Source organism: Buttiauxella sp., assembly GCF_049686335.1.
In the GTDB taxonomy this organism is placed as follows: Bacteria; Pseudomonadota; Gammaproteobacteria; order Enterobacterales; family Enterobacteriaceae; genus Buttiauxella.
Genome location: NZ_JBAVHX010000036.1, coordinates 15,336 through 40,827, shown reverse-complemented (window position 1 = coordinate 40,827; position 25,492 = coordinate 15,336). Strand labels below are relative to the sequence as shown.

Sequence of the window (25,492 nt, the reverse complement as noted above, 5' to 3'; positions counted from 1 at the left end):
ATGGTTTTTTTGTGAACGATGTCTGAGCGGAGGGGGATGTGAAGCTAAGGATGTTAAACAATGTGAAGCTGTCACCCTTCCAGATAGAAATGAAGCTCTGGATGTCGCAGTGGGAGCAGCTAATACTAAGGCTGTTCGCTTTCTAGTCGATGTTGCAAAAACAAATGTAAATGGAGTTAGTGGGGATTTTAAACAACAACCATTAATGGCCGCAGCTTATTATGGTACTGAAGAACACCAAAAAATAGCCTCTTTCTTACTTTTGAGGGGAGCAAATATCAACGCAACTGATTTGTCAGGAAATTATACTGCCTTACTAACGGCAATCTGGAAGGGTAATACTGATTTTGCTAAATTTCTTCTTGAGAAAGGGGCTGATCCATCAATCACAGCGCCAAACATGAGAAAGCGCACTGCATGTGAGGCGGCCCTAATATATAAGAGAAAGGAAATTATCCAATTTATCCCAGATTGTCTTTCTTTTGCTGAAAAAAATCTTAATTCGCTGGGTAAATAGTGTAAGAAAGGCAGGAAATCATTGTGCAAATTGGATGTTTTGGAATCAGTCATGGACTTTGCACTGATATATATGACATCTGGGGTGCAAGGGCTTCTTTTAGCGAGTAGTATTTCTGATGACATCGAGGATGTTTAGCATGGAAATGAATGCTAATGTCGGTGGATTACATAATGGACCTGCAGATGCATTAAGGCATTGCCATTGGATGTGTAGTATGACCAAAAATTTTGGGGCATTCATAGCCGATCAAATTGAACAGTATCATGAAACTGCGGGGAATAGAGCTGATATTCCGCAACCGAAAGACGAGGGATTGATGGACCTGGCCAATAATGCTGTAGGTATCTCCTGCGGTAATAATTCCGGATCAACATGTAGTGACTCCTGTATTAGTAAATATAATAATGGTGAACTTTTTGGTTATGGTGGAGGGAAATTATCACCAGACAATAAGACAAGCAGTTGGCCTAATTCACAGGTAAAAAATTATTAAACGTTATCTGTATTTTATTATAATCACTGCTTTTTCTGTGTTTTTCATGAGCAGTATGAGTTTATCTGGTATTGCAAGGATGAATTTTCAGGGGCAAAGGGAGTTTAAAAATATATTAAACTTCTTCACTGAAAATAAGTATCCATTCACAATTATTGAGAATCAAAAAGTTGAAAGAGGAAATGGAAGTTTTATACGTTTGAAAGTAAAGGGGTTTATGACAGCATGTGGCAAGGTTGATGTAGTATTGTTTTTTTTTGGGGAAAAGTTAGCCACAATTTACTTGAAAAAAATCCCGATGGATAAAGATATGAATGTCTGTAGTAAAAAAGAATTAAATAGATATAAAAGTGGAAATGCTGACACGCAGATGTCCGTTGACTCCAAAGGAAGAGATATAATGTATAGTGACCCTGCCATCATCAACAAGATGAATGAATGGATCGAGAAGTGGTCATAGCTATATAGGCAGGCTCCTACGTGATATGGCGCGCCCGGCGCTACCGGATAACCGTATCATCGAAGATGAGATTTCATCTATCACTATGACGTGTATGGCAACGTGGTGGGTGGCAGTAATCCGCAGCGACTGTATCAACCCATCCGTATGCAGGCCAGCATTATGACGATGAACCGGATATTCACTACAACCGGCACCGTTATTATGACCTGGCTCAGGGGCGCTATATCAGTCAGGACCCGTTAGGGCTAGACATTTGGATTGAAGCTCAAGGGTCAGATGAACCTGTACTTCATCAGGGAGTGGTTCTACAGGTGGCGGAATCTCTGGATGAGAAATTTGATATTGATTTTAGGGTTTTTTTTCTATTACTGTATGGATTGCTGACAACATTACTGTAATGAATGAATATACCTACAATATACTTTCCTTTATAGCTATAGCCGCAGTTTTTTATCCATCCTGGTATAGGAGTATTTATCCATAAAAAATGGATGGTTATGGATTTCTCTTTCTTATTTGTATTTGATGGGGTGGGTATTATTTTATCAGTACATCACGATGAGATTATTAATTTTTTATTGAACTCTTACCCTTATCATCGCTTGGTTACTAATGCTACCAGTAGCATGTCAAACCTGGCGCGCTTGCTAAATTACTAAAATTAATAATGCTTCCTGTTCTATTCATTCATTAAGCAAACCACACCTATTTTTGATCCCATCCGTGTATTTACCCCTAAAGGGTGATGCCTCTACTCCCCCTTTGTCACCTATGTTAACACTCATAAAAACCAGGGTTGATGACTAAGCTTATCCACCCAACAAAACCTCATAAAAATTACGGAAATAGCATAATTATTTTGCTGGTTTCGCCGTCGCGACTCCGGCATTTGTGATGCAAGGATGTGCCTTATGGCTGATTTTTCCCGTCGTGGATTATTAACCGGCAGTTTTCGCCGCTCCGGTTCTGCTTTGCGCCCGCCCTGGAGCGGAGACGAAAACCATTTTCTAGTGGACTGCACGCGCTGCGATGCATGCCTGTCGGCGTGTGAAACCCATATATTAAAACGCGGCCAGGGCGGCTACCCCGAAGTTAACTTTACCCACGGTGAATGCACTTTTTGCTACGCCTGCGCGCAAGCGTGCCCAGAAAAAATCTTTCTTAAGCGTGAGGTTTCCCCCTGGGAACATACCTTGTCGATTGGCGATAGCTGCCTGGCTAAAAACAGCGTCGAATGCCGCAGTTGCCAGGACAGTTGCGAAACCCAGGCTATTGGCTTTCGCCCCTCTGTGCAGGGCATCGCACAACCTCTACTCAATCATGCCGATTGCAGCGCCTGCGGTGCCTGTATCGGCGGTTGTCCGGTTTCAGCCATCACGATGAGACATGCAAATGCAAACTGACTGGCACGTCTGTGGCCTGGTCGTTCAGGCCCATCCACACAATATTCTCGCGGTCAGTCACGCATTGAACGAACTTCCGGGCAGTGAAGTGGCGTTAACCGATGCCGGGCTCGGCAAATTGGTGGTGGTTATGGAAGCAGCGCGCAGTGATGTGCTGCTGAATCAAATTGAGTCAGCACGCAATATTGCGGGTGTGCTGGCGGTGTCGCTGGTTTATCACCAGCAGGATGAGCAAGGTGAGGAAACACCATGAAACTCAGTCGTCGTAGCTTTATGAAAGCGAACGCCATTGCTGCTGCGGCGGCCGCTGCGGGTCTAAGCGTGCCAGGCGTTGCCAATGCCGTTGTCGGGAAACAAGATGCCATCAAATGGGATAAAGCTCCGTGCCGTTTTTGTGGCACCGGTTGTGGCGTATTAGTCGGCACGCAAGATGGACGCGTGGTGGCAAGCCAGGGCGATCCGGATGCACCGGTGAACCGTGGCCTGAACTGCATCAAAGGCTACTTCCTGCCAAAAATCATGTATGGAAAAGACCGCCTCACGCAGCCCCTGCTGCGCATGAAAGACGGCCTGTACGATAAAGAAGGCGAGTTCGCGCCCATCAGCTGGGATCAGGCCTTCGACATCATGGAAGAAAAATTCAAAACCAGCCTGAAGGAAAAAGGGCCGGAAGCGGTCGGGATGTTTGGTTCCGGTCAGTGGACGGTTTGGGAAGGTTACGCCGCCTCTAAATTATTCAAAGCGGGTTTCCGTTCTAACAACCTGGATCCGAACGCGCGCCATTGCATGGCTTCTGCGGTGGTCGGTTTCATGCGTACCTTCGGCATGGATGAACCGATGGGCTGCTACGACGACATCGAGCAAGCCGACGCATTCGTGCTGTGGGGCTCGAACATGGCCGAGATGCACCCGGTGTTATGGTCGCGTATCACCAACCGTCGCCTGTCCAATGAAAATGTGAACGTCGCGGTTCTCTCTACTTTTGAGCACCGTAGTTTTGAGCTGGCCGACAACGGCATGGTGTTCACCCCGCAAAGCGATCTGGCCATCCTTAACTACATCGCTAATTACATCATTCAGAACAATGCGATTAACGAGTCGTTCTTTAAGCAGCATGTGAATCTGCGCAAAGGGGTGACGGATATCGGTTATGGCTTGCGCCCGACGCATCCTCTGGAAAAGGCGGCCAAAAACCCGGGTTCTGATGCCTCGGAGCCAATGAGCTTCGAGGATTACAAAGCGTTCGTTGCCGAGTACACGCTGGAAAAAACCGCTCAGATGAGTGGCGTGCCGACAGACCAACTTGAAGCGCTCGCGCAGTTGTATGCTGACCCGAACAAGAAAGTGATTTCTTACTGGACGATGGGCTTCAACCAGCATTCACGCGGCGTCTGGGCGAACAACCTGGTTTACAACATCCACTTGTTGACCGGCAAAATCTCCCAGCCTGGCTGCGGGCCGTTCTCGTTAACCGGTCAGCCTTCAGCTTGTGGTACCGCACGTGAAGTCGGTACTTTCTCCCATCGCCTGCCAGCCGACATGGTGGTGACCAACGAGAAGCACCGTCAAATAGCGGAAAACATGTGGCAGCTACCGGCGGGAACCATACCGGCGAAAGTCGGCTTACATGCCGTGGCGCAAGACCGTGCGCTGAAAGACGGCAAGCTCAACGTTTACTGGGTGATGTGTAATAACAACATGCAGGCCGGGCCGAACATCACCGAAGAACGGATGCCGGGCTGGCGCGATCCGCGCAACTTTGTGATTGTTTCCGATCCTTACCCAACGATCAGCGCGCTGAGTGCTGATCTGATCTTACCGACCGCGATGTGGGTGGAAAAAGAGGGCGCTTATGGCAACGCCGAGCGCCGTACTCAATTCTGGCGTCAGCAGGTGAAAGCGCCGGGCGAGGCAAAATCGGATCTCTGGCAGTTGGTCAACTTTGCCAAACGCTTCAACGTCGAAGAAGTATGGCCTGCCGAACTCGTGGATCAGAAACCGGAATACCGTGGCAAAACGCTGTTCGACGTGCTGTTCGCCAACGCGAACGTCAGCAAATTCCCGATTACTGAACTGGCGCAAGATCAGCTCAATGACGAATCACACGAGTTGGGGTTCTATCTGCAAAAAGGGCTGTTCGAAGAGTACGCCGCCTTCGGGCGTGGTCACGGGCACGACCTCGCACCGTTTGATGATTACCACAAAGCACGCGGTTTACGCTGGCCAGTGGTGGACGGCAAAGAGACGCTCTGGCGTTACAGCGAAGGCCACGATCCGTATGTGAAAGCGGGCGAAGGCTTCAAGTTCTACGGCAAACCAGACGGTAAAGCAGTGATTTTCGCCTTGCCATTCGAGCCTGCAGCAGAGTCGCCGGATAAAGAATACGACCTGTGGTTATCCACCGGACGTGTTCTGGAACACTGGCATACCGGCAGCATGACGCGTCGCGTACCGGAACTTCATAAAGCCTTCCCGGAAGCGGTGTTGTTTATTCATCCGCTGGATGCAAAAGCGCGTGACTTGCGCCGTGGCGACAAGGTCAAAGTGGTTTCTCGCCGTGGTGAAGTGATTTCGATTGTGGAAACACGTGGTCGTAACCGTCCGCCGCAGGGGCTGGTGTATATGCCATTCTTCGATGCCGCTCAACTGGTGAATAACCTGACGCTGGATGCGACCGATCCGCTTTCCAAAGAGACGGATTATAAGAAATGCGCCGTGAAACTGGCGAAGGTGTAAGGGGATAACATCATGAAAAAAACCATCCTGACGAAGACTTTCTTTCAATGGATTGCGGCGTTTACGCTGCTGGTCAGCGGGGCGTTGTGGGCGGCAAACGGGGTCGATTTGACGCCGTCCCCTGAAGTTTCCGGCACGCCGGAAGGTTCAATCCATATGCCGAAACAGCAGGGACGAATGGCGCTCAATTACGTCAACCAGCCGCCGATGATCCCGCATAGCGTCGACGGCTACCAGGTGAGCAAAAATACCAACCGTTGTCTGCAATGCCACGGCGTTGAACATTATCGCACCACAGGCGCGCCGCGCGTCAGTCCGACGCACTTTATGGATAGCGATGGCAAAGTGCTGTCAAACGTCGCACCGCGCCGCTATTTCTGCCTGCAATGCCATGTTCCACAAACCGATGCGGCACCGATTGTCGAGAACACCTTCACGCCGTCTAAAGGCTTTGGAAACTAGAGGCCATTATGGATAAATCAACCCGTAAACCGGGCATCATCCGGCGTGTATGGCAGTGGTGGCGTCGCCCGAGTCGCCTGGCATTAGGCACGTTACTGCTGATTGGTTTCGCTGGTGGGATTATTTTCTGGGGTGGATTTAACACCGGCATGGAGATGACCAACCGCGAAGAATTTTGTATCGGTTGTCATGAAATGCGCGCCAATGTCTACGAGGAGTATATGCAGACCGTGCATTACAACAACCGTAGCGGCGTGCGTGCCACTTGCCCGGATTGCCACGTCCCGCATGAATGGGGGCCGAAAATGCTGCGTAAAATTCAGGCCAGTAAAGAGTTGTATGCCAAAGCGTTTGGCTTAATCGACACGCCACAAAAGTTTAATGACCATCGGCTAGAGATGGCGCAAACCGAGTGGCGCAGGATGAAAAACAACAACTCGCAAGAATGCCGGAACTGCCATAACTTTGATTACATGGACTTCACCGCCCAGAAAACCGTCGCGGCGAAAATGCATGATAAAGCAGTCAAAGACGGGCAAACCTGCGTGGACTGCCATAAGGGGATTGCGCATAAGTTGCCGGATATGAATGAAGTGAAAAACGGCTTCTAACCTGTTACCACCCTCATCCTAACCTTCTCCCTGAGGGAGAAGGGACTGGTTCGTTTTTCTCCCTCTCCTGAGGGAGAAGGGACTGCACGTTTTTCCCCCTCTCCTGAGGGAAAAGGGACAGGCTCGTTTTTCTCCCTCCCTGAGGGAGAAGGGACAGGCTCGTTTTTCTCCCTCTCTGAGGGATAAGGGACAGGCTCGTTTTTCTCCCTCTCCTGAGGGATAAGGGACAGGCTCGTTTTTCTCCCTCTCCTGTGGGAGAAGGCCGGGGTGAGGGGAATCAAATTGACGCCAGACTACGTAGCGGCCTATGATGATCGGCTCCCCTAACTCACTGTGGAGACGGTATGTCGATTAAAATTGAAGTCATCAAAGATAAAATCCTCTCAGATAATTACTTCATCCTGCGCAATATCACCTACGATCTATACCGTAACGAAGCCGACGCTATCCGTCACAAACGAGAAGTCTATGACCGGGGTAACGGTGCCACAATCCTGCTTTATAACCGTGATAAAAAAACCGTGGTCCTGACGCGTCAGTTCCGTGTCGCGACCTGGGTTAATGGCAATGCCGATGGCATGTTGATTGAAGCCTGTGCTGGCCTGTTAGATGCCGATGAGCCGGAAATCTGTGCGCGTAAAGAAGCGATTGAGGAAACGGGTTATGAGGTTGGCGACGTCGAAAAATTATTCGAGCTGTATATGTCGCCTGGCGGCGTCACCGAACTCATTCACTTCTACATGGCAGAATATAGTGAGGCTCAGCGCGACAACGCAGGTGGCGGGATTGAAGATGAAGATATCGACGTGCTCGAACTCACCTTCAAACAGGCCATGGAAATGGTAGCAAGTGGTGAAATTCGTGATGGGAAAACGGTAATTCTGTTACAACAGCTGAAATTACGCGGAATCATGGATTAAAATCATTGAAATTCAATGGGTTGATGTTTGGTTATTTTAACAATATCTATCCGATAAATCCGATTGAGCACAAACGTTAACCAGACGAAGATATCGCCGTTATCTGTACATTAATCTCTCTTCGTCTTCTCAGGATATGTGTCGCCAATGTTTCTGCGCAAACAATCGCTGTTTTTCTTTTTATTCTTTATAGCGAGCTCTGTTTTCGCGGCAGCGTCACAAAAGTCGTTTTCCGACTGGCAAGTCACCTGCAACAACCAAAATTTTTGTTCAGCCCGTAACACCGGGCTGCATCAAGGCCTGGTCATGACGCTGACACGCAGCGCCGGTGCGCATACGGATGCGACGCTGCGAATTGATTTAGGCAACATGACCACTACTGAACTGAAAGCGCCGCCGATTGCCCCACATTTACTGGTCGATGGCGAGCCGCTGGTGCTTGATTTGGCAAAATGGCAGGTCACTCCCCATCATCTCAAAACGGGTGATGCCGACTCGATTAATAGTTTCCTCGATAAAGTCGTTAACGCGGACGCCATTACCCTGAGACAAGGGAAAGGAAATATTTCGCTTAGCGGACTGAAAGCATCGTTGCTGTTTATTGATAGTCAGCAACAACGAGTAGGCAGCGAAACCGCGTGGATTAAAAAAGGTGATGAGCCGCCACTGAGCGTACCGCCCGCGCCGCCACTGAAAGCCGTCAAGCTGACTAACCCAACGCCGACACCTCTCACGCAACAAGAACTCAACGATGTAATGGATTACGGTACCTGGCGCATGAGCAGTAGCCAGTGCTCGTTAGATCCCGCTCGCCGGGATGTGCGCGTGTTTGCCCTCAGTGATGACAAAGCGCTGCTGATGATTGGCTGTGAGGCGGGGGCTTACAATATTGTCGATCTCGCGTGGGTTGTCTCACGCCAGAAGCCGTTTGCGGCGCGGCAAATCCGTCTGAATCTGCCGTTCACGCCAGGCAGTGGTAACACAGAGCTTGAACTGATGAACGTCGGATATGACGAAACCAATAAAGAGCTGACCACCCTTGCGAAAGGGCGCGGTATCGGTGATTGCGGCGTCGCGACGCGCTGGCGTTTTGATGGGCAACGTTTCCGTCTGGTGCGATATGCAGAAGAGCCAACGTGCGATGAGTGGAATGGGAGTGCGGCGTGGCCAACACTTTGGGTAACTAAGTAATAGTACAACCCCCCTCATCCCAACCTTCTCCCTGAGGGAGAAGGAGAAAACCGATCTCCCCCTTTGGCTCAGGATTCGGTTTTCTCCCTGAGGGAGAAGGAGAAAACCGATTTCCCCCTTTGGCTCAGGATTCGGTTTTCTCCCTCTCCCGTGGGAGAGGGGTGGACTAATTGGCCATCGCCGGCTTGTTACGCGGTTTTCCCCCTCTCCCGTGGGAGAGGGTCGGGGTGAGGGCAAAAGTGAGATTACTTCTCCAACACTTTCTTCGCTTTCGCCACCACATTCTCAGTCGTAAAACCAAAGAACGGGAAGAGTTTATCGGCCGGTGCGGATTCTCCGTAGGTAGTCATGCCAACAATCGCGCCTTTCAGCCCGACATACTTGTACCAATAGTCGGCAATACTGGCTTCTACAGCGACGCGAGCGGATACCTCCGACGGCAAAACAGATTCCCGATAGGCTTCGTCCTGGGCATCAAAAATATCCGTTGAAGGCAGTGAAACCACACGCACGTTATGCCCTTCGGCTGCGAGTTTATCCGCCGCCAGCATCGTGATTTCTATCTCAGAACCGGTCGCTATCAGAATGACATCCGGCGTGCCGTCACTGTCTTTGAGAATATAACCCCCACGGCTGATGGCGCTGACCTGCTCTGGCGTTCGCTCCATTTGTGCAAGATTCTGGCGCGACAGGATCAGAGCCGTCGGGCCGTTATGCCGCTCGATGGCAGTCTTCCACGCCACCGCAGCTTCCACCTGATCGCACGGACGCCAGGTACTGAAGTTAGGCGTCATGCGCAGGCTTGCCAGTTGCTCAACAGCCTGGTGGGTAGGGCCATCTTCGCCCAGACCAATCGAATCGTGGGTATAGACCATGATTTGGCGGGCTTTCATCAGCGCCGCCATACGCGCCGCGTTTCGTGCGTATTCAACAAACATCAGGAAGGTCGCGGTATAGGGCACAAACCCACCATGGTGAGCGATGCCGTTGGCGATGGCCGTCATACCAAATTCGCGCACGCCGTAGTGAATGTAATTCCCGGCGATGTCTTCTTTAATCGATTTGGACTCTTTCCAGATGGTCAGATTACTCGGGGCCAAATCGGCAGAACCGCCCAGCAACTCTGGCAAACTTGGGCCATAAGCATTGAGCGTGTTTTGCGAGGCTTTACGAGTCGCAATTTTTTCCGGATTCGCCTGCAATTTCTCAATGTAGTTTTGCGTGGTTTCCTGCCAGCCTTCGGGCATTTCACCGTGCATCCGGCGATTAAATTCAGCCGCAAGTTCAGGATGTGCTTTCGCATAAGCGGCAAATTTATCATTCCAGGCCGCTTCAACTTGCTCACCTTTTTCTTTAGCATCCCAGGCCTGATAAATCTCTTTCGGGATTTCGAACGCCGGATAGTTCCAACCCAGTTGTTTGCGGGCGAGAGCGACTTCCTGTTCACCCAGAGGCGAACCGTGCGCCTCTTCTTTACCGGATTTATTAGGCGAGCCGAAACCAATGACGGTACGGCAAATAATCAGCGAGGGTTTATCTTTGACGCTTTGCGCTTCCTGAATCGCTTTCTTCAGTGCTTCGGGATCGTGACCGTCGATCTCATGCACCACATGCCAGTGATAAGCCTCAAAGCGTTTGGCGGTATCGTCGGTAAACCAGCCTTCGGTTTCGCCGTCAATTGAGATGCCATTGTGGTCATAGAAGCCAATCAGTTTGCCAAGACCGAGCGTGCCGGCAAGGGAGCAAACCTCATGGGAGATGCCTTCCATCAGGCAGCCATCACCCATAAATACGTAGGTAAAGTGATCGACAATTTCATGATCGGGGCGGTTGAATTGCGCTCCTAAAGTGCGCTCGGCAATTGCCAGACCGACCGCATTGGCAAGCCCCTGGCCTAGCGGCCCGGTGGTGGTTTCAACACCGGGTGTGTAACCAATTTCTGGATGGCCAGGGGTTTTGGAGTGAAGTTGGCGGAAGTTTTTTAACTCCGACATCGGTAAGTCATACCCGCTCAGATGCAACAGACTGTAGAGCAGCATCGAGGCGTGACCGTTAGAAAGAACAAATCTGTCCCGATCGGCCCATGTGGGGTTCGTAGGGTTATGGTGCATGAAGTCGTTCCATAACACTTCGGCAATATCTGCCATTCCCATCGGTGCGCCCGGGTGACCTGAATTCGCTTTTTGTACCGCGTCCATACTCAGGGCACGAATGGCGTTAGCAAGCTCTTTTCGAGATGACATGTTTCACTCCGTGGTTGTCGTTCAAAGTTTCGCAGCGAGTAAATCTTCCAGTTTGCGCTGATCGATTGCGAACAGGCGGATGCCTTCTGATAGTTTTTCGACGGCCATTGGGTCCTGATTATGTTCCCAGCGGAAATCAGCTTCACTTATCGGTTCTGGCCGGCGGAAGCCCTGCGAAGTCGGTACCAATTTACGCACGACAGGTTCATCACTATCCTGCAATTGCTGCAGCAGGTTAGGGGCGATAGTCAGGCGGTCGCAGCCCACCAACGCCAGAATTTGCTCGGTGCGGCGGAAACTCGCACCCATCACAATGGTGCTGTAGTTATGCTGCTTAAAGTAATCATAGATATTGCGCACCGATTTGACGCCCGGATCTTCTTCAACCACATACGGGTCCATCGGTTTGCGCGCCTGATACCAGTCGTAGATGCGGCCGACGAACGGTGAAATCAGGAATACGCCTGCTTCGGCACAGGCTCGGGCCTGGGCAAAAGAGAACAGCAGCGTCAGGTTGCAGTCGATACCTTCTTTTTGCAGCTCTTCAGCGGCACGAATACCTTCCCAGGTTGAGGCAAGCTTGATAAGCACTCGAGACTTATCAATGCCAAGCTCTTCATACAGAGCAATCAAATGGCGGGCTTTAGCGATGCTTTTTTCTTTGTCGAAAGAGAGGCGGGCGTCGACTTCCGTCGAGACACGTCCTGGGATGCTTTTCAGAATTTCCGCACCGAAATTAACCGCCAGTTTGTCGCAGGCCTGCACCACTTGCTCTTCCTGGGTGCCGCCGCGTTGTTTGCCGTAAGCAAGGGCATCATCGATGAGTGACTGATAGTGCTCTAACCCCGCGGCTTTCAGTAATAACGAGGGGTTGGTTGTGGCATCAATAGGCTGGTAGTGACGAATAGATTCGATATCGCCGCTGTCGGCCACAACGGTGGTGAATTTTTTGATACTGTCTAGCTGACTCATAACTATCTCCTTGAAATACCCGTCATACTTCAGGATGCATTTGCGTTGGCTACGTTTATTCGCCCGAATCACTTACCTGAGTAAGCTTAGCGGGACTCGTTCACTTGCCGCCTTCCTGCATCACGAATTATTTAAGGTATACATTGTGTTACCTGAATACTCCGTGTCATTCGCGACGAAAATTCATCGTTGGCATAACTAAAAAGCATAGCAGATAGGCATGGCATTGTTGTTAATGACGGGTAACATAGTCTCTCTGATTTACTAACATTTTTGCCAGACGTTGCTGATAGTATGGCGATGTTCAAAGTTTAGAACGCGCGCAAGCGTGATACTACGTGGCCTTACCAAGACCTTATTGACCCTTGAGAGCTATAAGAAAGGAACGAAGAAATGGATGAACAACTGAAGCAAAGTGCCCTCGATTTTCATGAATTCCCCATTCCCGGAAAAATTCAGGTATCTCCTACCAAACCTCTAGCCACTCAACGTGATCTGGCATTGGCTTACTCTCCGGGTGTTGCTGCACCTTGTCTTGAGATTGAAAAAGACCCACTGGCTGCCTACAAATACACGGCTCGCGGCAACCTTGTTGGGGTGATTTCCAACGGCACCGCGGTGCTGGGACTGGGCAATATCGGTGCGCTGGCTGGCAAGCCGGTAATGGAAGGCAAGGGTGTTCTGTTCAAGAAATTTGCCGGTATCGACGTGTTCGATATCGAAGTTGATGAGATGGATCCGGACAAACTGATTGAAGTTATCGCAGCGCTCGAACCGACCTTTGGCGGCATCAACTTAGAAGATATCAAAGCCCCGGAGTGTTTCTACATCGAGAAAAAACTGCGTGAGCGCATGAACATCCCTGTGTTCCATGACGATCAGCACGGGACTGCCATTATCTGTACCGCTGCGGTGCTAAACGGCCTGCGCGTAGTTGAGAAGAATATTTCTGACGTTCGCCTGGTGGTTTCCGGTGCGGGCGCTTCAGCCATCGCCTGTATGAACCTGCTGGTGCAACTGGGTATCCAGAAACACAACATCGTGGTCTGTGACTCAAAAGGCGTTATCTACAAAGGCCGTGAAGAAAACATGGCAGAAACCAAAGCGGCTTACGCGGTGGACGATAACGGTAAACGCACGCTCGATGAAGTGATTGAAGGCGCGGATATCTTCCTCGGCTGCTCTGGCCCGAAAGCCATGAGCCAGGAGATGGTCAAGAAAATGGCGCGTGCGCCACTGATTCTGGCGCTGGCGAACCCGGAACCTGAAATCCTGCCTCCGCTGGCAAAAGAAGTGCGCCCGGATGCGATTATCTGTACCGGTCGTTCTGACTTCCCCAACCAGGTGAACAACGTGCTGTGCTTCCCGTTCATCTTCCGTGGCGCGCTGGATGTCGGCGCAACGGCTATCAACGAAGAGATGAAACTGGCGGCGGTTCACGCGATTGCTGAGCTGGCTCACGCCGAGCAAAGCGATGTCGTAGCATCTGCATATGGTGAAGAAGAGCTGACGTTCGGCCCAGATTATCTGATCCCTAAACCATTCGACCCGCGCCTTATCGTGCAAATTGCCCCTGCCGTAGCCAAAGCAGCAATGGACACCGGTGTGGCAACGCGCCCAATCAAGGATTTCGACGCTTACCGCGAAAAACTGACCGAGTTTGTCTACAAAACGAACTTGTTTATGAAGCCAATTTTCTCACAGGCACGTAAAGATCCTAAACGTGTCGTGCTGGCTGAAGGTGAAGAGGCGCGTGTGCTGCATGCGACTCAGGAACTGATAACGTTAGGTCTCGCGAAGCCAATTCTGATTGGTCGTCCAGCCGTTATCGAAATGCGTCTGAAGAAACTCGGCTTGCAAATGCGTGCTGGCAAAGACTTTGAGATCGTCAATAACGAATCCGATCCGCGTTTCAAAGAGTACTGGAATGAGTACTACAACATCATGAAACGCCGCGGCATCACCCAGGAACAGGCACAGCGTGCGGTGATCAGTAACACTACGGTTATCGGTGCGATCATGGTGCATCGTGGTGAAGCTGACGCGATGATTTGCGGCACCATCGGCGAATACCACGAACACTTTAGCGTGCTGGAGAAACTGTTTGGTTATCGCGAAGGGGTGAAAGCTGCGGGGGCGATGAACGCTCTGTTACTGCCAAGCGGCAACACCTTTATTGCTGATACCTACGTCAATGACGACCCAACACCAGAAGAGCTGACGGAAATCACCCTGCTGGCTGCTGAAACAGTGCGTCGTTTTGGTATCGAGCCGAAAGTCGCGCTGTTGTCGCATTCCAACTATGGTTCTTCGGATTCCAAAGCGGCCTGCAAAATGCGTGCAACGCTTGAGATGGTGCGTGAACGTGCGCCAGATCTGGAAATCGATGGTGAGATGCATGGTGATGCGGCGCTGGTGGAAAGTATCCGCAATGAACGTATGCCAGACAGCCCTCTGAAAGGCTCAGCCAACATCCTGATCATGCCGAACGTGGAAGCCGCACGTATTAGTTACAACTTACTGCGTGTTTCCAGCTCAGAAGGGGTGACGGTCGGGCCAGTATTGATGGGCGTGGCGAAACCGGTGCATGTGTTAACACCGATTGCGTCTGTTCGTCGTATTGTGAATATGGTGGCGTTGGCAGTAGTGGAAGCGCAGACCGTTCCATTGTGATGATTTGGTGGATGACGCTTACGCTTATCCACCCTACATTGGTCTGGTAGGTCGGATAAGCGATTAGCGTCATCCGACTAGGGCAATGTTAAACCCAGTCTTTAACCGGCAAGAAATCACGATACAAGGCAGCCTCCGGGCTGCCTTCTTCTGGCTGGTAGCTATACTCCCAACGCACTAACGGTGGCATCGACATTAAAATCGACTCTGTGCGCCCGCCAGTCTGCAAACCAAATAGCGTTCCGCGATCCCACACCAGATTAAACTCTACGTAACGGCCACGGCGATAGAGCTGGAAGTCGCGCTCACGCTCGCCCCACGGCAAAGATTTGCGACGTTCTACAATCGGCAAATACGCATCCAGATAACCGTTTCCTACGGCCTGCATAAAGCTAAAGCAATGGTCGAAATCTGGCGTATTCAGGTCGTCGAAGAACAAACCGCCAATCCCACGCTGTTCATTGCGATGCTTAATAAAGAAGTAATCGTCACACCACTTTTTGTAACGCGGGAAAACGTCTTCACCAAATGGCTGACACAACTCACGCGCCGTTTTATGCCAGTGAATCGCATCCTCTTCAAACCCGTAAAACGGCGTCAGGTCAAAACCTCCGCCGAACCACCACACAGGGTCACAACCCGGCTTTTCAGCTATAAAAAAGCGCACGTTGGCGTGGCTGGTGGGCACGTAAGGATTCAGTGGATGCACCACTAACGACACGCCCATTGCTTCAAAACTACGCCCGGCCAGTTCCGGACGATGTGCTGTCGCGGAGGCGGGCATGGCATCGCCATGCACATGAGAGAAGTTCACGCCCGCTTGTTCGAAAATAGCGCCGCCGCGTAACACCCGGCTGCGGCCACCACCGCCGCCTTCTCGCTGCCAGCTGTCTTCTTCAAATAAGGCACCGTCGACGGCACTCAGCTGCTGACAGATGGTGTCCTGCAACTGCAGCAGGAATTGTTTTACGGCGTGAATATCAGGCGTGTTCATAGGCATCAACGTTTTTTACTGTGAGCTTTCTGGTTATCAAACCAATTGAAGTAGCTAATGATGCCAGAGGCAATAGCATTAGCAATTTTCTGACGAAACGCGGCAGTGCCGAGCAGCTTCTCTTCGCCGGGGTTAGTAATAAACGACGTCTCGACTAATACCGAAGGAATTGACGGCGATTTCAGCACCACAAACGCGGCTTGTTCGGTGCTGCGGCTGTGAAGTTTATGCACCGGTTTAATCTGCTTGAGGATATGCGACCCGAGCGTCAGGCTATTTTTGATGGTATCGGTTTGCACCAGATCGAACAGAACCTGTTGGAGATACTGATCTTTGTGCTTCACCTTACTGCCAGCAACGTCATCGGCGGCGTTTTCTTTATCAGAAAGATATTTCGCCATCGCACTACTGGCACCGCGATTGGAAAGGGCAAACACCGACGCACCGGCAGCCGTAGGGCTGGTAAAGCCATCGGCATGAATCGACATAAACAAATCCGCACCATGTTTATGGGCGATTTCTACGCGATCGTACAGTGGGATAAACTCGTCACTGGTACGTGTGAGTTTGGCCTCTATTCCTTTGCTTTTTAATATGTTGCGCACATTCTTGGCGATGGCCAATACAACGTGTTTCTCTTTGGAACCATTATGACCAATCGCACCGGTATCAATACCGCCGTGGCCTGGATCGAGCATCACCACCCGACGAGCACCTGATTTTTTGGTCGGTTTGCTGTGGTTAGTGGTGGTTTTGAGAGGTTTAGACTCTGGGCTTGCCAAAGCCTTATTTACACCCGTTAACGTTAAGGCAGCCAATCCAGTAAGCAGTAACTGGCGGCGGGTAGTCAAATGCGTCAGTGATTTAATTTTGCTCATGCGGCTAATATTTTTATCTTTAAAATTGCAGATAAGCATTTATAGCGTATCGGCAAAGGGTAAACGACAAGCATTTTTGGGATTTTCATTACCAAAAATGAATGAGTGGCTAGTATGCCATTTTTTAGCTGGTTATTGGCGAATTGGTCGCTTACCTTCATAATTACTGTTTTTACACTTTCAGGTGGCTAATACCATGGAAATACGTGTTTTTCGCCAGGATGATTTTGAAGAAGTCATTACGCTTTGGGAACGTTGCGACTTACTGCGTCCGTGGAACGATCCTGAAATGGATATTGAACGTAAGCTCAATCATGACGCGGATCTGTTCTTAGTCGCTGAAGTGGGCGGCGCAGTGGTTGGTTCACTGATGGGCGGTTACGACGGGCATCGCGGGTCAGCTTATTACCTCGGCGTTCACCCGGAATATCGGGGGCGCGGTATCGCTAATGCCTTGCTTAGCCGACTGGAAAAAAAGCTTATCGCACGCGGGTGCCCAAAAATTCATATCATGGTGCGTGAAGAAAACGACCTGGTGATTGGCATGTACGAACGCCTTGAATACGAGCAGCAAGATGTGGTGCTACTCGGCAAGCGCCTGATTGAAGATCAAGAATATTAATGTCATTTCTGTATCCACCGTCGGATTACGATACCCACGGTAATCTGAAAACTCCCATTTTGTTCTGGTGCATCCTCCTGCTGCAGGCACGAACCTGGTTTGTATTGGTGCTTGCGGCGGCGTCTCGCCAGCAGGGAGATGCCATTCTCGGCGCGTTCTATCCGGACCGTGATACTTTTTGGTTTGGATTACTGCCCGGCATTCCCGCCGCACTGGCCTTTATGATGAGTGGCCGTCGCCATTTACATCCCCGGTTATGGGGAATGTGGCGCTGGGTGCTGGTGGCCGCGCAAGGCGTGGTGTTGGTCTGGCAACTGTTGTTGTTATGGCAGGGTGAAGAGTTGACCGGCGTGACATTATCGCTGCTGATAGCCGATGTCTTTGCCTTGTGGTGGCTGTGTCGCAGCCGCCGTTTACGCGATTACTTCACCATTAGTGGTGAGTAACCTGGCACTTTTGGGAAAGTTTGCACTCCAAAGCGCGTACCCATGCTTAATAAGGAATTACTGATGAAAACACTGCGCCTGATGTTAATAGGTTTGCCACTGGTTCTAAGCGGCTGTTCGACCTTCGCCTCGGTCAACTGGTCCGCGGCAAATCCATTGAGCTGGTTCGGTTCGTCGCTTGAAGTAAGCGAGCAGGGTGTGGGTGAGTTAACTGCCAGCACGCCAATGGATGAGAAAGCCGTCAGCAGTGGGTTGAACGATAACTATCGTCTGCGTAGCGGTATGAAAACCGATAACGGCGAGATTGTGCGCTTCTACGAAGCCATGACGGACAAAACGGTGAAGGTTGTCGTTAACGGCGAGAAAGGCACGGTCAGCCGTGTTGATGTGCTGGACAGCGATATTAAAACTGACAGCGGCGTTAAGATTGGTACGACGTTTAGCAGCCTGTATGACAAAGCGTTTGGTTCGTGCGTCAAAGCCTCGGGTGATGACAGCGACAGCGTGGAGTGCAAGGCACCCAACAGCCAGCATATTAGCTATCTGTTTAGCGGCGAATGGCATGGCACGCCGGAGTTGATGCCATCTGACGATACCCTCAAAAACTGGAAGATCAGCAAAATTATCTGGCGTCGATAAAAATTCGTCCCAGGTTTGCGTCTTCTCAAGAAGGCGCAATCGTATTTGGGTATCATAAGGGAATAAACGCCACGCATAGTGGCGTGTTTTTTTTAGGAGGATTCATGTCTGGTGTTCAATCTGGCATTTTGCCGGAACATTGCCGCGCTGCCGTCTGGCTGGAAGCGAGTTTTCAGGGCGATTTCGATGCACTTCGTCAGGGCTGCAAAACCTTTAATCAATCGCTAACCACGTTACAGGAAAAATTCCCTGATGCGCATTTAGGCGCAGTCGTGGCGTTTGGTCATGACTTATGGCGCGATTTAAGCGGTGGCGTCGGTGCGACAGAGCTAAAAAACTTTGCGCCATTAGGCAAAGGCCTGGCACCGGCGACTCAGCATGATGTGATGATCCACATTCTTTCCCTACGTCATGATGTGAATTTCTCTGTGGCACAAGCTGCACTCGCTGCATTCGGCGATACGCTGAAAATTGAAGAAGAGATCCACGGTTTCCGCTGGGTTGAAGAACGTGACCTTAGCGGTTTTGTGGATGGCACGGAAAACCCGCAAGGCGAAGCAACGCGTCGTGAAGTTGCCGTTATCAACGACGGTGTCGATGCGGGTGGCAGCTACGTTTTTGTACAGCGTTGGGAGCACAACCTGAAGCAGCTTAATCGCATGAGCGTGAGCGATCAGGAAATGATCATGGGCCGTACCAAAGAGGCCAATGAAGAGATTGATGGCGACGAACGCCCGGAGACCTCGCACCTGAGCCGTGTTGATCTGAAAGAGAACGGTAAAGGGCTGAAAATCCTGCGCCAAAGCTTGCCATATGGCACTGCAAGCGGCCCGCACGGTTTGTACTTCATCGCCTATTGCGCGCGTTTGCATAACATCGAACAGCAGTTGTTGAGCATGTTTGGTGAAACCGACGGTAAGCGTGACGGCATGTTGCGTTTCACGAAGCCAGTGACCGGTGGTTATTACTTCGCGCCGTCTTTAGACAAACTATTGAACCTGTAGAATTAAATGGTGGATGACGCTGGCGCTTATCCACCCTACAAAGGCATTAAACCCTTCATATATCAAACCGATACCCTAAATAATTCGAGTTGCCCAAAGGCGACAAGTCCGTAAGTCCCCGGGAGCATAGATTACTATGTGACTGGGGCGAACGGATGCAGTCAACGCATGTGCAACTTGAAGTATGACGGGTATAGATCCCTTTCTTATTGCAAATCACCAAACGATATATAAAACCGTTACAGCTTTGACACTCGTTATAAATACACTGGTAACCATAAAGTTCGGCGGTTATCACATTTATAAGGGTGCCTAATGGTCAATACGTCAGTCAAAAAAGTCTGGAGTGCGCTGGTTGTTTCTGCGTTGCTGGCAGGTTCAGCTCACGCGACAGAACTGCTGAACAGCTCTTATGATGTGTCTCGCGAGCTGTTTGCTGCCCTGAATCCTGCCTTCCAGAAACAGTGGGCTGCGGAAAATAACGGTGACAAGCTGGAGATAAAACAATCTCATGCCGGGTCATCAAAACAAGCTCTGGCGATTTTGCAGGGTTTAAAAGCTGACGTTGTAACTTATAACCAGGTTTCCGATGTGCAGATCCTGCATGACAAAGGCAACCTGATCCCAGCCGACTGGCAGACCCGTTTACCGAATAACAGTTCGCCGTTCTATTCCACCATGGCCTTCCTGGTGCGCAAAGGTAACCCGAAAAACATCCACGACTGGAGTGATTTGGTTCGTCCGGACGTGAAACTGATATTCCCAAATCCAAAAACCTCAGGTAACGCGCGTTACACCTATTTAGGCGCATGGGGAGCGGCGAACAAAGCTGACGGTGGCGATAAAGCCAAAACCGAGCAGTTCATGACCCAGTTCCTGAAAAACGTTGAAGTTTTCGATACCGGTGGCCGTGGCGCTACGACGACATTTGTTGAGCGTAACCTCGGCGACGTGCTGATTAGCTTTGAGTCTGAAGTGAACAACATCCGCAAACAGTACGAAAAAGACGGTTACGAAGTGATTGTTCCAAAGGTCAACATTCTGGCTGAGTTCCCGGTGGCGTGGGTGGATAAAAACGTCAAAGCCAACGGCACTGAGAAAGCGGCGAAAGAGTATCTCAACTTCCTGTACAGCCCGGCTGCGCAAACCATCATCACTGACTATTACTATCGCGTGAATAACCCGGAAGTGATGGCGAAGCTGAAGGATAAATTCCCGCAGACTGAATTGTTCCGCGTGGAAGATGAATTTGGTGGCTGGCCAGAAGTGATGAAAACCCATTTCGCGAGCGGTGGTGAGTTTGACACCTTGCTCGGCAAGGGGCGTGAGTGATGTTTGCTGTTGCCACAAAGCGGGTGTTGCCAGGCTTCACGTTAAGCCTTGGCACCAGTTTGCTGTTCGTTTGCCTGATTTTGCTGCTGCCACTCAGCGCGCTGGTTATGCAGCTTTCCGAGATGACGCTGGCGCAATATTGGGAGGTGATCACCAATCCACAGGTGGTCGCCGCCTATAAAGTGACGCTGTTGTCTGCGGGTGTTGCCTCTGTTTTCAACGGCTTCTTTGGCATGTTGATGGCGTGGATCCTGACCCGCTATCAGTTCCCGGGGCGTAGCCTGCTTGATGCTTTAATGGATTTACCGTTTGCCTTACCGACGGCGGTGGCGGGTTTAACGCTTGCCGGGCTGTTTTCGGTCAACGGTTGGTACGGCGAATGGCTGGCGCAGTTTGGTATCAAGGTGACTTACACCTGGTTGGGGATTGCCGTGGCGATGGCATTCACCAGCATCCCGTTTGTGGTGCGAACCATTCAGCCGGTGCTGGAAGAGTTAGGGCCAGAATACGAAGAAGCGGCTGAAACCCTGGGCGCAACGCGCTGGCAGAGTTTCCGTCGCGTGATTTTACCCGAGCTGTCTCCCGCTTTGATGGCGGGTGTGGCGCTGTCGTTTACGCGTAGTCTGGGCGAATTCGGCGCGGTGATTTTTATCGCCGGTAACATCGCCTGGAAAACCGAAGTGACGTCGCTGATGATTTTCGTGCGTTTGCAGGAGTTTGATTACCCGGCAGCCAGCGCCATTGCCTCGGTTATTCTCGCGGCGTCACTGCTGTTGCTGTTCTCCATTAACACGTTGCAAAGTCGCTTTGGTCGGCGCGTGGTAGGTCACTGATGACGGACGTAACTGAATTGAAAAGCTATCGCCGCACCGGTTTTAACTGGGGTAAATGGGTACTCATTGGCCTTGGAGTATTGATTTCGTTCTTGCTGCTGGTGGTGCCGGTAGCCTCTATCTTTGCCCAGGCCTTCTCAAAAGGGTTGATGCCTGCGCTAAACAATATTGTCGACCCGGATATGCTGCACGCTATCTGGCTTACGGTGATGATTGCCCTGATTACCGTACCGGTAAACCTGGTGTTCGGTATTCTGCTCGCCTGGCTTGTGACGCGCTTTGATTTCCCAGGCCGCCAGTTGCTGTTGACGCTGCTGGACATCCCATTTGCCGTTTCACCGGTAGTAGCGGGTTTAGTTTACCTGCTGTTCTACGGTTCTAACGGCCCGCTGGCGGGCTTTATGGACGCGCATAACATCCAGATTATGTTCGCCTGGCCGGGCATGGTTCTGGTGACGATTTTTGTCACCTGCCCATTCGTGGTTCGTGAGCTGGTGCCGGTGATGTTAAGTCAGGGCAGCCAGGAAGACGAAGCGGCGATTTTGCTCGGGGCTTCGGGCTGGCAGATGTTCCGACGTGTCACGTTACCGAATATCCGCTGGGCGCTGCTTTATGGCGTGGTGTTAACCAACGCCCGTGCCATTGGCGAGTTTGGTGCGGTGTCCGTGGTGTCCGGTTCTATCCGTGGTGAGACTTTCTCGCTGCCGCTACAAATTGAATTGCTCCAGCAGGATTACAACACCGTCGGCTCGTTTACTGCCGCCGCGTTACTGACCCTGATGGCAATCGTTACGTTGTTCTTAAAGAGTGCGTTGCAATGGCGCCTGAATAGTCAGGAAAAACGTCTGCAACAGGAGGGAAATCATGAGCATTGATATTACCAATATTAAGAAATCTTTTGGTCGCACCCAGGTGCTGAACGATATCTCTCTGGATATCCCTTCTGGTCAAATGGTCGCGCTGTTAGGGCCATCCGGCTCAGGTAAAACAACGCTGCTGCGCATTATTGCTGGCCTTGAGCATCAAAACAGTGGGCGCATTAGCTTCCACGGTACCGATGTCAGCCGCATTCACGCCCGTGAGCGTAAAGTCGGTTTTGTATTCCAGCATTACGCGCTGTTCCGCCATATGACGGTGTTCGATAACATCGCCTTTGGTCTGACGGTCTTGCCACGCCGCGAACGCCCGTCGTCTGCGGTTATTAAACAGAAAGTCACCCGTTTGCTGGAGATGGTGCAACTGTCACATCTGGCTGACCGTTACCCGGCACAATTGTCTGGTGGACAAAAGCAGCGTGTAGCGCTGGCGCGGGCTTTGGCGGTTGAACCACAAATCCTGCTGCTTGATGAGCCGTTCGGTGCGCTGGATGCTCAAGTCCGTAAAGAGCTGCGTCGTTGGTTGCGCCAGTTACACGAAGAGCTGAAATTCACCAGCGTGTTTGTCACGCACGATCAGGAAGAAGCGATGGAAGTCGCCGACCGCGTGGTGGTGATGAGCCAGGGGAATATCGAACAGGTTGATACGCCTGAAGCGGTCTGGCGTGAGCCTGCGACTCGCTTCGTGCTGGAGTTCCTCGGCGAAGTTAATCGCATGAAAGGGACGGTACGCGGCAGCCAGTTCCACGTTGGAGCGCACCGCTGGCCGCTGGGCTTTACACCTGCACATCAGGGCGCGGTCGATTTATTCCTGCGTCCGTGGGAAGTGGATGTCAGCCGCCGTACCAATCTGGATTCGCCACTGCCGGTGCAGGTGCTGGAAATCAGCCCGCGTGGCCACTACATGCAATTAGTTGTTCAGCCGCTGGGCTGGTATGACGAACCTTTAACGGTTGTGCTGCGCGAAGACCATGTTCCTGTGCGTGGCGAGCGTTTGTTTGTCGGCCTGCAACATGCGCGCCTGTATGAAGGCAAGAATCGAATCCAGGGTGTAGACCTGGCGCAGACTGCCTGATAAGTTTACCGAACAACACGACACGCAAAGGCGGCCCACGTGGCCGCTTTTCTTATTTTCAGGCAAGTATGTGGGCAGGCAAGTGATCACCTTAGAAAGCACGATTGGCAATACGCCTCTGGTTAAATTACAGCGCACTGGGCTTGATAACGGCAGTGAAATTTGGGTCAAGCTTGAAGGGAATAATCCCGCAGGCTCCGTCAAAGATCGCGCCGCGCTCTCCATGATTGTGCGGGCGCAAGCGCGTGGTGAAATCTCGCCAGGCGATACGCTCATCGAGGCGACCAGTGGGAATACCGGCATTGCGCTGGCGATGATTGCCGCTCTGAAAGGCTACCGCATGAAGTTGCTAATGCCAGACAACATGAGCATGGAACGCAAAGCGGCGATGCAGGCTTATGGCGCTGAACTGATTCTGGTGACCAAAGAGCAGGGTATGGAAGGCGCTCGTGAGATGGCGCGTTTGATGGACGAGCGCGGCGAAGGGAAAGTTCTCGATCAGTTTAATAATCCTGATAACCCGTATGCGCACTACAGCACGACCGGGCCAGAAATCTGGCAACAGACGCAAGGCCGTATCACGCACTTCGTATCAAGTATGGGCACCACCGGAACAGTAACGGGTGTCAGCCAGTTTATGCGTGAACAAGAAAAGCCAGTCACCATTGTCGGTCTACAACCCGAAGACGGCAGCAGCATTCCGGGGATCCGCCGCTGGCCAGAAGAGTGGCTGCCGAAGATTTTCAATCCGAACCTGGTTGATGAAGTTATCGATATGTCACAGGTCGAAGCCGAGAGAACGATGCGTCGGCTGGCGCGCGAAGAGGGGATTTTTTGCGGCGTCAGTTCTGGCGGAGCAGTGGCCGGTGCGTTACGTGTCGCGCAGGCAAACCCGGGTTCGTTGGTTGTGGCGATTATTTGCGACCGCGGTGACCGTTATTTATCCACCGGCGTCTTTGGCGAAGAGAGTTATTCGCAAGGTTCGGGAATTTAATTTCTAAATGTTAATAATGTAGGGTGATAAGTAACACCCTACAAAACCTTTTCCTCGTCATCCCTCCCCCTCATCTTAATTATTCAGCAAAAATGATAGTAACGTCACGGTGACTTACGCAGCAGTGCCATTTTTGCGTAATGACTTGTCATTAATATTCCGCTCTAATATCTCTATCACCATGATGTAATAAATAATTAGCAGGTGAATAGATGGAAATTAAGCAGCCAAAAGATTTTTTTCTTTCAGAGGCACATGCCTTCTGTTTATTTATGTTGAATAATCAGGAAATGGCGGATTTACATGGTCATGATTTCGATGAACTGGTTATAGTGCGTAGCGGTAGTGGCTTCCATATTATTAATGATCAGGTGGAGTTGGTATATGCGGGCGACTTCTTTTTTGTATCAGCGAATGACACTCACTATTATGAATCGACCAATAATCTTTCCCTGATTAACCTCTTATTTCATAAAGATCGGCACTTTAGCTTTATACATAATATTGATGTATTGCTCGATGTTGTACGAGAAACGACACGACCATCGACCAGAGAACTGTTCTCTTTAAACGAAAGCGAGCTGGGGAAAATCGTCGGGTTAACCGAAGGGGTAACAGCCAGACGTGATGATCATTTTGATACGGTTTACTTTTCTGCCACAGAAGCTGCCATTCTAGAAATCGTCTCTTTGCTGTGCCGCTGCATTGCACACCGAAAAGAAAGAAATCGCAATAGTGAAAGCAGTGGGCAAAAGATGCTGAATTTTGTTCGGCAAAACTATTTGCGAAATATCAATTGGGACAGCCTGTGTGAAGACTGTGGCATGGGTAAACGCACCATGTTTCGTTTCTTTAAAGAAATGACCGGCACCACACCTGAAAAATTCCAACAAATTTGTTGTCTGTTAAAAGCTCAGGAGATGTTACGCACTACCGATCGGCCAATTAAAGATGTGGCATTATTTTGCGGATTTATAAATGCCTCACGTTTTACCGATGTGTATAAAAAGAGATTTTCCCGCACTCCCTCACAGGAAAGGCAATTAAGTTTTTCAATTGTAGAATCATAGCTGTATTTTACACATTCATTTTTTTTGTGGGAATAAGTAATAC

General features: G+C 50.7%; 25 protein-coding genes and 1 pseudogene. 22 read left to right on the top strand and 4 right to left on the bottom strand.

Annotated features, from left to right (window positions below):
- From WBL83_RS21555 to WBL83_RS21505, 11 genes and pseudogenes are all read left to right on the top strand, one after another.
- On the top strand, positions 1–517 hold a 517-nt coding region (locus WBL83_RS21555; protein ID WP_424591048.1), incomplete at its 5' end, for an ankyrin repeat domain-containing protein.
- A 139-nt stretch (positions 518–656) separates the two neighbouring features.
- On the top strand, positions 657–1,013 hold the full coding sequence (locus tag WBL83_RS21550; protein WP_424591047.1) for a DUF6973 domain-containing protein: 357 nt from the start codon (positions 657–659) through the stop codon (positions 1,011–1,013).
- Positions 1,006–1,473 (top strand): YdcD family protein, encoded by a 468-nt coding sequence (locus tag WBL83_RS21545; RefSeq protein WP_424591052.1) that lies wholly within the window; start codon positions 1,006–1,008, stop codon positions 1,471–1,473. Before WBL83_RS21550 ends, WBL83_RS21545 begins: the two co-directional genes overlap by 8 nt.
- Positions 1,474–1,622: 149 nt before the next feature.
- Positions 1,623–1,874, top strand: a pseudogene (locus tag WBL83_RS21540) (RHS repeat-associated core domain-containing protein); the annotation flags it as partial.
- 513 nt (positions 1,875–2,387) lie between these two features.
- Positions 2,388–2,879 (top strand): ferredoxin-type protein NapF, encoded by a 492-nt coding sequence (gene napF, locus WBL83_RS21535; RefSeq protein ID WP_424591046.1) that lies wholly within the window; start codon positions 2,388–2,390, stop codon positions 2,877–2,879.
- On the top strand, positions 2,869–3,132 hold the full coding sequence (gene napD, locus WBL83_RS21530) for a chaperone NapD (protein WP_424591051.1): 264 nt from the start codon (positions 2,869–2,871) through the stop codon (positions 3,130–3,132). Before napF ends, napD begins: the two co-directional genes overlap by 11 nt.
- On the top strand, positions 3,129–5,615 hold the full coding sequence (gene napA / locus WBL83_RS21525; protein ID WP_424591045.1) for a nitrate reductase catalytic subunit NapA: 2,487 nt from the start codon (positions 3,129–3,131) through the stop codon (positions 5,613–5,615). The genes napD and napA overlap by 4 nt, the downstream gene beginning before the upstream one ends.
- A gap of 12 nt (positions 5,616–5,627) precedes the next feature.
- The gene (napB, locus tag WBL83_RS21520) at positions 5,628–6,077 is read left to right on the top strand and encodes a nitrate reductase cytochrome c-type subunit (RefSeq protein ID WP_424591044.1); all 450 of its coding nucleotides are present in this window, start codon (positions 5,628–5,630) and stop codon (positions 6,075–6,077) included.
- An 8-nt stretch (positions 6,078–6,085) separates the two neighbouring features.
- Entirely contained in the window at positions 6,086–6,688 is a 603-nt protein-coding gene (gene napC / locus WBL83_RS21515; protein WP_424591043.1) for a cytochrome c-type protein NapC, read from the top strand.
- A 344-nt stretch (positions 6,689–7,032) separates the two neighbouring features.
- The gene (gene nudK, locus WBL83_RS21510) at positions 7,033–7,608 is read left to right on the top strand and encodes a GDP-mannose pyrophosphatase NudK (protein ID WP_424591042.1); all 576 of its coding nucleotides are present in this window, start codon (positions 7,033–7,035) and stop codon (positions 7,606–7,608) included.
- 147 nt (positions 7,609–7,755) lie between these two features.
- Entirely contained in the window at positions 7,756–8,799 is a 1,044-nt protein-coding gene (locus WBL83_RS21505) for a DUF1176 domain-containing protein (RefSeq protein ID WP_424591041.1), read from the top strand.
- A gap of 245 nt (positions 8,800–9,044) precedes the next feature.
- Here the strand turns inward: WBL83_RS21505 and tkt are convergent, their stop codons facing one another.
- Together tkt and tal are read right to left on the bottom strand one after the other, a co-directional pair.
- A complete protein-coding gene (gene tkt, locus WBL83_RS21500; RefSeq protein ID WP_424591040.1) occupies positions 9,045–11,042 on the bottom strand; it encodes a transketolase in 1,998 nt (665 codons plus the stop codon).
- Between the two features lie 21 nt (positions 11,043–11,063).
- Positions 11,064–12,014, bottom strand: coding sequence for a transaldolase (tal, locus tag WBL83_RS21495; protein WP_424591039.1), 951 nt, complete (start codon positions 12,012–12,014; stop codon positions 11,064–11,066).
- A 393-nt stretch (positions 12,015–12,407) separates the two neighbouring features.
- Between tal and maeB the strand changes: the two genes are divergently transcribed.
- Positions 12,408–14,687, top strand: coding sequence for an NADP-dependent oxaloacetate-decarboxylating malate dehydrogenase (gene maeB, locus WBL83_RS21490; RefSeq protein WP_424591038.1), 2,280 nt, complete (start codon positions 12,408–12,410; stop codon positions 14,685–14,687).
- Positions 14,688–14,775: 88 nt separating this feature from the next.
- Here the strand turns inward: maeB and hemF are convergent, their stop codons facing one another.
- Positions 14,776–15,681, bottom strand: a complete 906-nt coding sequence (hemF, locus tag WBL83_RS21485; protein WP_424591037.1) for an oxygen-dependent coproporphyrinogen oxidase — start codon at positions 15,679–15,681, stop codon at positions 14,776–14,778.
- A 5-nt stretch (positions 15,682–15,686) separates the two neighbouring features.
- On the bottom strand, positions 15,687–16,559 hold the full coding sequence (gene amiA, locus WBL83_RS21480; protein ID WP_424591036.1) for an N-acetylmuramoyl-L-alanine amidase AmiA: 873 nt from the start codon (positions 16,557–16,559) through the stop codon (positions 15,687–15,689).
- A 196-nt stretch (positions 16,560–16,755) separates the two neighbouring features.
- On the opposite strand from amiA, the gene WBL83_RS21475 reads away from it, so the two are divergent.
- The 10 genes from WBL83_RS21475 (at position 16,756) to WBL83_RS21430 (ending at position 25,449) form a co-directional block, all read left to right on the top strand.
- Positions 16,756–17,181, top strand: coding sequence for a GNAT family acetyltransferase (locus tag WBL83_RS21475; protein WP_172588658.1), 426 nt, complete (start codon positions 16,756–16,758; stop codon positions 17,179–17,181).
- Positions 17,181–17,627, top strand: a complete 447-nt coding sequence (locus WBL83_RS21470; RefSeq protein ID WP_424591035.1) for a DUF2919 domain-containing protein — start codon at positions 17,181–17,183, stop codon at positions 17,625–17,627. The genes WBL83_RS21475 and WBL83_RS21470 overlap by 1 nt, the downstream gene beginning before the upstream one ends.
- Before the next feature lie 63 nt (positions 17,628–17,690).
- Complete coding sequence (locus tag WBL83_RS21465; RefSeq protein WP_424591034.1) at positions 17,691–18,266, top strand: RpoE-regulated lipoprotein; 576 nt, start codon at positions 17,691–17,693, stop codon at positions 18,264–18,266.
- Between the two features lie 104 nt (positions 18,267–18,370).
- Positions 18,371–19,270, top strand: a complete 900-nt coding sequence (locus tag WBL83_RS21460; protein WP_424591033.1) for a Dyp-type peroxidase — start codon at positions 18,371–18,373, stop codon at positions 19,268–19,270.
- Between the two features lie 315 nt (positions 19,271–19,585).
- A complete protein-coding gene (locus tag WBL83_RS21455; RefSeq protein WP_424591032.1) occupies positions 19,586–20,602 on the top strand; it encodes a sulfate ABC transporter substrate-binding protein in 1,017 nt (338 codons plus the stop codon).
- A complete protein-coding gene (gene cysT / locus WBL83_RS21450; RefSeq protein WP_424591050.1) occupies positions 20,602–21,435 on the top strand; it encodes a sulfate/thiosulfate ABC transporter permease CysT in 834 nt (277 codons plus the stop codon). The genes WBL83_RS21455 and cysT overlap by 1 nt, the downstream gene beginning before the upstream one ends.
- Positions 21,435–22,310, top strand: coding sequence for a sulfate/thiosulfate ABC transporter permease CysW (cysW, locus tag WBL83_RS21445; RefSeq protein ID WP_424591031.1), 876 nt, complete (start codon positions 21,435–21,437; stop codon positions 22,308–22,310). Before cysT ends, cysW begins: the two co-directional genes overlap by 1 nt.
- Positions 22,300–23,385 carry a sulfate/thiosulfate ABC transporter ATP-binding protein CysA gene (gene cysA / locus WBL83_RS21440; protein ID WP_424591030.1) on the top strand — a complete coding sequence of 362 codons (1,086 nt, stop codon included), beginning with the start codon at positions 22,300–22,302 and terminating at the stop codon, positions 23,383–23,385. Before cysW ends, cysA begins: the two co-directional genes overlap by 11 nt.
- Positions 23,386–23,467: 82 nt before the next feature.
- The gene (cysM, locus tag WBL83_RS21435; protein ID WP_424591029.1) at positions 23,468–24,379 is read left to right on the top strand and encodes a cysteine synthase CysM; all 912 of its coding nucleotides are present in this window, start codon (positions 23,468–23,470) and stop codon (positions 24,377–24,379) included.
- A 212-nt stretch (positions 24,380–24,591) separates the two neighbouring features.
- Positions 24,592–25,449 (top strand): helix-turn-helix domain-containing protein, encoded by an 858-nt coding sequence (locus WBL83_RS21430; RefSeq protein WP_424591028.1) that lies wholly within the window; start codon positions 24,592–24,594, stop codon positions 25,447–25,449.
- Positions 25,450–25,492: the final 43 nt, after the last annotated feature.